We start from the raw sequence: 7,026 nt of genomic DNA on the forward strand, positions 1-7,026 counted from the left end.
GCGACGGCCGCCATCCCGCAGGAGAGCGGCCATCGACGATGGCGTCGGGCGTGTCGGCCGGATTACTTGCTGATGCCCTTGTTCCACTGTTCCAGCCAGCCGGAGCGATGCTTGAGCAGGTCTTCCGGCTTGACGAACTTGAGCGAGGCGATATGTTCGCCGCCATAGGTATTGAATTCGGCCTTGTCCTTAGGCAGCACCACCTGGGTGTTCACGGGCGAATCCACCAGTTCCATCGCCAGTGCGGTCTGCACGTCCTTGGACAGCCAGAAATCCATCAGTTGGTAGGCCAGGTCGGCGTTCCTGGACTTGGCGACGATGCCCATCACGTTCATGCCAGCGGCCTGGCCCTCGGCGGGGATGGCCCACTTCAGCGGCATGCCAGTCTTCATCAGCTGCGACCAGGTGAAGCGCGCCACCGGGGCGACCCAGATTTCATCCTGGGCAAACAGCGAGGACAGCTGCGCGCTGTTCTTGGTGAAGGTCACCACGTTGTTCTTGATGGACAGGATCTTCTGCATGCCGGCGGCATAGTCGCCGCCCTTGCCGCCCCAGGCCAGATCGGCCATCTGCAGCGCCAGCGGGCCCTGGGTGGTGCTCACATCCGGCAGGGCGATGCGGCCCTTCAGTTCGGGATTCCAGAGGTCCTTCCAGGACTTGGGGGCGGCGGTCTTGTCGCTGCGATAGACCAGACCCACCGAGTAGATGGTGTAGCCCACGGCGTAGTTGCCACCGATGGGATTGCGGGCAAAGGGGTAGATCTGGCTGTAGTTCTTCAGCTGGCTGTAGTCCAGCGGCTGCACCAGGCCCTTGCGGGCGGCTTCCAGCATGCCGAAGTCCGACAGCAGCACCAGGTCCACCACCGGGTTGTTGCGGCGGGCATCCAGCTTGGCGATGCGGTCGGCATTATTGCCGGTCTCGACCACGATCTCGCAGCCGCATTTTTCCTTGAACGGTGCATAGACCAGTTTGTTGAACAATGGCTGCGAAATCGGGTAGGCCGACAGCACCAGGGTGCGCTTTTCCGCGTGGACCGGAGCGCTCAGCAGGGACAGGCCAAGGCCGGCAGTGACCAGGGCGGCCGAAGCACGGGTGAAGGGGGCTTTGTTCAACATGACTATCCTTGAAACCGACAAAAGACTTGTATTGTAGGCCCGACCGCCGCGGGAGCCGGCGGCCAGGCCTGGGGAGAACAATCAGAAGACGTGACGCACGCCCAGCATCAGCACCGCCTGCTTCTTGTCGCTGGAGGACGGGAAGCCGAAGATGGTGGCCTTCTTGGCATCGCCAGCGGCCATCTGGTAGCTGTAGGTAATGGCCACGTCGGTGCGCTTGGACAGGAAGTAGTCAGCCTGGAAGTTGACCTGGTGCCACTTGGGGTTGGTGTTGATGGTGTCGTACTTGCCGGTGGTATAGAAGTAGGACGCGCCCAGGTTCAGTTGCGGCGTGTAGTGGTGCACCAGGTTGATGTCCACGTTCTGCAGGGTCAGCTTGGTGTTGTCCAGGTATTCATACTTGACGTTGCTGTACATCGCGCCGAAATCGGTATTACCCACGATGTAGAAGCCGCCGGTACCGGCGATGCGCTGGCGGCGCACGCCAGCCGAGCTGTTGACCGCGCTCTTGTTGAAGATCAGCAGCGAGCTGGCATAGTCGTTGCCCATGGCGCCGTCCGGGCTCTTGCTGCTGTTGGGCTGGTCCATCTGGGTGTAGGCCACGGCCCAGCGGAAGTTGCCGCCCTTGTAGCCGGAACCGATGCTCATGACGCGGTTGATGGCTGCGTCGCCGGCCGCTTCGCCGAAGCCGTAGACGGCGGTGACGTTGAAGTTGTTGAAATAGGGGCTGACGTACTTGACCGAATTCTGCACACGCAGGTTGTTGTAGCCGTTGTCGTTGTCGCCGATGTGGACGCCGTTGCTGGCGATGACCACGGGGCCGAGGTAGTCCTTGACGGCTTCGTACTGGCGGCCCAGGGTCACGGTGCCCATGCTGTTGGAGGACAGGCCGAGCCACGACTGGCGACCGAACAGACGACCGTTCTGGGCGGTGCCGCCGGTCATCATGTTGAAGCCGTTTTCCAGGTTGAAGATGGCCTTGTTGCCGCCGCCCAGGTCTTCCTGGCCGCGGAAACCGATGCGCGGATTCTGGTTGGTGCCGGACAGCGCCTCGAAGTTGTGCGGACCGCCTTGATTGGACAGGTAGCCCACGCCACCCGAAATCAGGCCGTAGATCTCGACCTTGCTTTGTGCTTGCGCCTGTGCGCCTGCCAGCGCTGCCGGAATAGCCAGTGCGCCGATCATCCAGTGTTTTTTCATTCCTGCCCCTGTGGTGAGTCTTGATGGTGGTACTGCGAACGGTGTGGAGGATAGGGCAAGTGCTTAAATAATATAATTTGTTTATATTTATAATTTCATAAACTGGGTTTATAACCGAGGCGGTTTTCCTGCCCTGTCTTTTTGGCAATGCCATGATCAAATTGAATCAGAAAGTCACCCTTCGTCACCTGCAGGCGCTGGTCACGTTGGCCGACACCAACAGTTTCAGCCGCGCCGCCGATGCACTCGCGGTGACCCAGCCGGCCCTGTCGGCGTCCATCAAGCAGCTCGAAAACCAGCTTGGGACGCGGCTTTTCGACCGTACTACGCACCAGATCAGCCTCACCGCGCAGGGTGCGGTGGTGCTGGAATACGCGCGTCACCTGCTCAATACGGCCAGCAATATCTTCGACGATATCGAGCATGCCATCGGCACCGGACGGCACCGCATCCGGGTTGGCGCCATCCCTTCGGCGGTCACGCTGACGGCGGCGGTGATCGCCCGTTACAACCAGGCGCACGACGAGCATGTGGAAATCCTGCTACAGGACATGCCCAACGACGCCCTGCTGGACGCCTTGCACTCGGGCAAGCTGGACTTCTGCGTGGGCATCAAGCCCCCCGATTCACTGTCGTCCCAGACGCTGGAAACGGTGACTCTGTTCGAGGATGAGCTGGTCCTGATCGTCTCCCGCCACCATGCCTTGGCCGGGGCCAAGGAAGTGCAGTGGCGACAGATGGCCGGGGAAGAGATCGTGCTGTTCACCCAGGGTAGCGTGTGGGAATTCGCCTCGGCAGCGCTGATGCAGCACGGACTGGCGTCCTCGCGCCGCTATCAGGTGGTGCACAGCGAATCGCTGTACGGGGTGGTACGGGCCGGCATTGCCATCGGCATCATGCCCAGCCTCTACACCACCTACCTGCGCGACGACAGCCTGCACGTGGCACCGCTGCGGCAACCGACCTTGAAGCGCAAGATCGTGCTCATGCGGCGTAACGAGATCAGTCGCAGCGACTGGACCGACCATTGCTTCCGTGAACTGCGCAGCGACCTGAAGCAGGCCAATCACTGGTTCTGAAGCCTGGCGCTGCCGGGCAGTTTTGATGGTGCGCACAAATGTCCGTTGCCCCCCATGAAAAAACGCCGCCCGGTACAGGATGCACCGGACGGCGTTTCGTCTAAAGGCCGGTCTATTTGCCGGAAGACCGCAGCGACATGCGCTGCAGGATGGGCATGCGATCGAAGAACTGGTGCCACAGCGCGCCCAGCACATGCAGGCCCACCAGGAAATAGACGGCATTGCCCATGAATTCATGGACTTCCTTGATCGGCCCGCGCAAGGCCATGTCCTTGGCCAGGATCACTGGCAGGGTGCTACCGAAGAACACCACCTCGCGGCCACCGGCCTGGGTGAAGAGGATGCCGGTAATGGGCAGGCCGATCATCACCACGTACAGCAGCAGGTGGACCGCGTGTGCGCCCAGGCGTTGTATCCGGGGCAAGGGCAGTTCGGGTGGCACGCCCAACATCTTGCGGGCGATCAGGCGCACCACCACCAGGATCAGCACGAGCTGGCCGGCGTGCATGTGTACCGTGCGCAGCAGGTCGCGTAGCGGATCGCCCTTGGGAACGTCGTCGCGGTATTCGATGGTGGCCAGCGCCACCACGAAGAGCAGGAACATCAGCCAGTGCAGAGCGGCCGAGAGCGGGTGATAGCGTGTTCGTTGCAGGGTGTCGGAAGGTCGGTTCATGCTGGCTGCTCCTTGGCTGGCGAAACCGGAATAGTAAAGGCAGAAACTTAGACCGGCATTAGCCTGGCTCAAGAAATCGTGCGGCAGGCAGAGTCCTCTCCGGCCGGAATATCGAGGATCACCCGCAGGCCTTGGCCTGTAGACGCATCAGCGTGCTCCAGCCGCAGGGCGATGTCCAGGCGCGCTGCAAGTGATTGCACGATGGAAAGTCCCAGACCGGAGCCGGGCGCGCCCGCCGGGTCGATGCGATAGAAGGGCTCGAACACCCGCTCCCGCTGCTCGGCGGCGATGCCCGGCCCGGTGTCGCTGATTTCCAGGCGCACTTGACCTGCCTGGGTGGCGGCTTCGCCTGCCATGGCGATGCTGACGCGCCCGCCAGGCGGGGTATAGCGCACCGCATTGTCGATCAGGTTGTTTAACAGCAAGCCCAGTTCCAGCGGGTTGGAGCAGACCTCGACCTCCAGGCTGCCATCGACGCCCAGGTCGATATCCTTCTGTTGCGCCAGCGGCAAGAGATCTTCCAGCACCGGTCGCACTGCTTCGCGCAAGACAAACCGGCGACACTGCGAGGCATTGGCCGACTCACCGGACTCGCCACCCTGGGCGCGAGCCAGGGCCAGCATCTGCGCCACCAGCGCCTTGCTGCGTTCGATGCCGCTGCCCAGGCGTTGCAAACGTTCGCGGGCGGTGTCGGACATCTCGCTCTGCTGCAGCCGCTCGGCCTGCAATGACAAGGCGGCCAGCGGGGTACGCAACTCATGGGCGGCATCGGCCACGAAACGTCGCTGACTGCGCATGGCGCCTTGGATCCGGGCCAGCAGGCGGTTGATGGCCTCCACGAAAGGAAGGATTTCGGTGGGCAGGGCGGTAGTGGCGATGGGTTCCAGCTGATCATCGCGACGCTGGTCGATGTCCCGGCGCAGGCTCTGCAGCGGGGCGAACAGTTTGCCGATGATGCGTTGCAGGGCCAGCAGCAGGACCGGCACCAGGATCAGCACCGGGATCAGCGCACGCCAGGCATTGCGGTAGGCAATGCGATCGCGGACATCGGTTTCCTGCGACAGGGCGATGCGCCGACCCGATTCCAGCGCTTGCACGTAGACCCGGAAGTTCTCGTGATGCATGAAGACGGTCTGCAAACCGTCATGCAGGTCCGCCGGCAGTGGCAAGGGGGACCGGGCATGCTCGGCCTCGGGCATCGTCTCTCCCGGTGAGGGCAACCATTGCACGGCGATGCGAGATTCGTGATCGCCACCGGGATAGCGGCCTACGGCACCGGCCTCGGGCAATGTGCCGCCCATGCGGGCGATCAGGGCGCCCACCTGGCGCAACATGTCATCCTGCATGCGGATCGAATCGCGATAGGCGCTGATGAAGCCGAAGCAACCCGCGCCCACCGCCACCAGCAGGATGGTCGCGGTCAGTGCCAGCGACAGGCGCGCCTGCAGGGAGCGGCTCATGCCGGACGCGCGACCATCCATCCCATACCCCTGACGTTTCGGATGGCGTCCTTGTCCAGTTTCTTGCGCAATGCATGGATCAGGAATTCGACGGCATTGCTCTCCACTTCCTCGCCCCAGCCGTAGATGCGTTCTTCCAGATCGCTGCGCGAGAGAATGGCGCCGGGGCGTTGCATCAGCGCCTGCAGCAAGGCGAACTCACGGGCCGACAGGCTTACCGGTGGCGATTGCTGCCAGCGGGCGGTCTTGGTGCCCAGGTCCAGCTGCACGGCGCCATTGTCCAGCAGGTCGGTGGCGGCACCCGATTTGCGCCGCATCACGGCGCGCAGGCGGGCCAGCAGTTCGCCCAGGGCGAAGGGCTTGAGGACATAGTCGTCAGCCCCTGCATCCAGGCCATCGATGCGATCCTGTACGCCATCGCGGGCGGTGATGATGAGTACGGGAATGTCGCAGCCACTGCGCAACTGGCGCAGGACGTCGAGACCATCGCGGCCAGGCAGGCCGAGATCGAGCAGGGCGGCCGCGTAGACCGGCTGGTGGATGGCCGACAGGGATGAGGCAGACGACAGTGCGGAGAGTGCGGAGAGGGCAGCGGCCCCGTCACGTACCCAGTCGACCGCATACGAAGCCTCGCGCAGCGCCGCGCGGACCTCCTCGCCGATCATGATGTCGTCTTCTACCAGCAGTATTCTCATCGCCTTGCCTGGGTGGAGCCGGGACGTTCTACCGGCGGCGTTAGAGTCTACGGCAAAAGTGTGGGGGAGGAAATGCGCGGGCCGGTTCAGGTGACGGCGCGACCGGTTTCTTTTCGGTCAGACTGGGTGTCATCAGCGAAGTCCATGAGAACGCATCTCACGCCTATCGATGAAATGGGGTTCTAGTCGAGCGCCCCGTCATCTTCCCCGGGGGTCAATGTCACGTGTTCCAAGCCATTGCGTACTTCGTTGGCATTGGCCATCCATTGCCACAGGATGTCCTTTTCTTCGATGCCGGGGCGGTCGGTGACCACGGCAGGAAGCGGCATGCCCTTTCTCACATAGGCCTGCCGATCCCAGCGATTGAAGGAGGCATGCAAGGGATGTGTATCCGGTAGATAAGGACGCCATATGCCGGTGCGCGGGCAAGGTGAATGGCTTCTGTAGTAGCGCTCCGTTTTCGGGATATCGCCATAGCGCGCTGCGCGGCGGGCCACACGGGGATCGTCCTTCATTGGCGCCGGTGGCAATTGATCGATGGCCTCACCCAGATAATGGAAGCGGATGCGCCCATCTTCATCTTGCAGGCCGGTCCGGCTGCGATCGAAGAGCTCACCCTTTAGATAGCGCATCGGTAGCTGCTGCGCATCCCATGCATAATGACGCTCGCTCACAGGATGCATCAGGCGGGCGATCCAGTAGCCGGTTTCGGGGGCTGCCGTGCTTTCGTACTGCGGCATGATCTGGCGTTGTGGTTGCTCGGGTAGTTGCCGGCCCGGTTCGATATGGGCACGGCCGGTAAGC

The 7,026-nt window shown here is 62.6% G+C and carries 6 protein-coding genes and 1 pseudogene; 1 reads left to right on the forward strand and 6 read right to left on the reverse strand.

The genetic code is table 11. The annotated features are described in order from the left end of the window. Nucleotides 1-62 precede the first annotated feature (62 nt). Both VE092_RS05140 and VE092_RS05145 read right to left on the reverse strand, forming a co-directional pair. Nucleotides 63-1,115 carry an ABC transporter substrate-binding protein gene (locus VE092_RS05140; RefSeq protein WP_166757917.1) on the reverse strand — a complete coding sequence of 351 codons (1,053 nt, stop codon included), beginning with the start codon at nt 1,113-1,115 and terminating at the stop codon, nt 63-65. An 81-nt stretch (nt 1,116-1,196) separates the two neighbouring features. Further along, nucleotides 1,197-2,315 (reverse strand): porin, encoded by a 1,119-nt coding sequence (locus VE092_RS05145; protein ID WP_324874463.1) that lies wholly within the window; start codon nt 2,313-2,315, stop codon nt 1,197-1,199. A 152-nt stretch (nt 2,316-2,467) separates the two neighbouring features. Between VE092_RS05145 and VE092_RS05150 the strand changes: the two genes are divergently transcribed. After that, nucleotides 2,468-3,394 carry a LysR family transcriptional regulator gene (locus VE092_RS05150; protein ID WP_006462229.1) on the forward strand — a complete coding sequence of 309 codons (927 nt, stop codon included), beginning with the start codon at nt 2,468-2,470 and terminating at the stop codon, nt 3,392-3,394. A 112-nt stretch (nt 3,395-3,506) separates the two neighbouring features. Here VE092_RS05150 and VE092_RS05155 read toward each other — a convergent pair whose 3' ends face one another. From VE092_RS05155 to VE092_RS05170, 4 genes and pseudogenes are all read right to left on the reverse strand, one after another. Next, on the reverse strand, nt 3,507-4,067 hold the full coding sequence (locus VE092_RS05155) for a cytochrome b (protein WP_324874467.1): 561 nt from the start codon (nt 4,065-4,067) through the stop codon (nt 3,507-3,509). A gap of 68 nt (nt 4,068-4,135) precedes the next feature. Further along, entirely contained in the window at nt 4,136-5,527 is a 1,392-nt protein-coding gene (locus VE092_RS05160; RefSeq protein ID WP_324874469.1) for a sensor histidine kinase, read from the reverse strand. Then, on the reverse strand, nt 5,524-6,222 hold the full coding sequence (locus VE092_RS05165) for a response regulator transcription factor (protein ID WP_324874471.1): 699 nt from the start codon (nt 6,220-6,222) through the stop codon (nt 5,524-5,526). Before VE092_RS05165 ends, VE092_RS05160 begins: the two co-directional genes overlap by 4 nt. 182 nt (nt 6,223-6,404) lie before the next feature. Beyond that, nucleotides 6,405-7,026, reverse strand: a pseudogene (locus VE092_RS05170) (sel1 repeat family protein); the annotation flags it as partial.

It is taken from the genome of Herbaspirillum sp. (genome assembly GCF_035644555.1).
Lineage (GTDB): Bacteria > Pseudomonadota > Gammaproteobacteria > Burkholderiales > Burkholderiaceae_D > Herbaspirillum.

What these genes read in the sequence shown, in the direction of transcription:
- VE092_RS05150 (WP_006462229.1), top strand. Translation starts at nt 2,468, where the DNA reads ATGATCAAATTGAATCAGAAAGTCACCCTTCGTCACCTGCAGGCGCTG.
- VE092_RS05165 (WP_324874471.1), bottom strand. Translation starts at nt 6,222, where the DNA reads ATGAGAATACTGCTGGTAGAAGACGACATCATGATCGGCGAGGAGGTC.
- VE092_RS05140 (WP_166757917.1), bottom strand. Translation starts at nt 1,115, where the DNA reads ATGTTGAACAAAGCCCCCTTCACCCGTGCTTCGGCCGCCCTGGTCACT.
- VE092_RS05145 (WP_324874463.1), bottom strand. Translation starts at nt 2,315, where the DNA reads ATGAAAAAACACTGGATGATCGGCGCACTGGCTATTCCGGCAGCGCTG.
- VE092_RS05155 (WP_324874467.1), bottom strand. Translation starts at nt 4,067, where the DNA reads ATGAACCGACCTTCCGACACCCTGCAACGAACACGCTATCACCCGCTC.
- VE092_RS05160 (WP_324874469.1), bottom strand. Translation starts at nt 5,527, where the DNA reads ATGAGCCGCTCCCTGCAGGCGCGCCTGTCGCTGGCACTGACCGCGACC.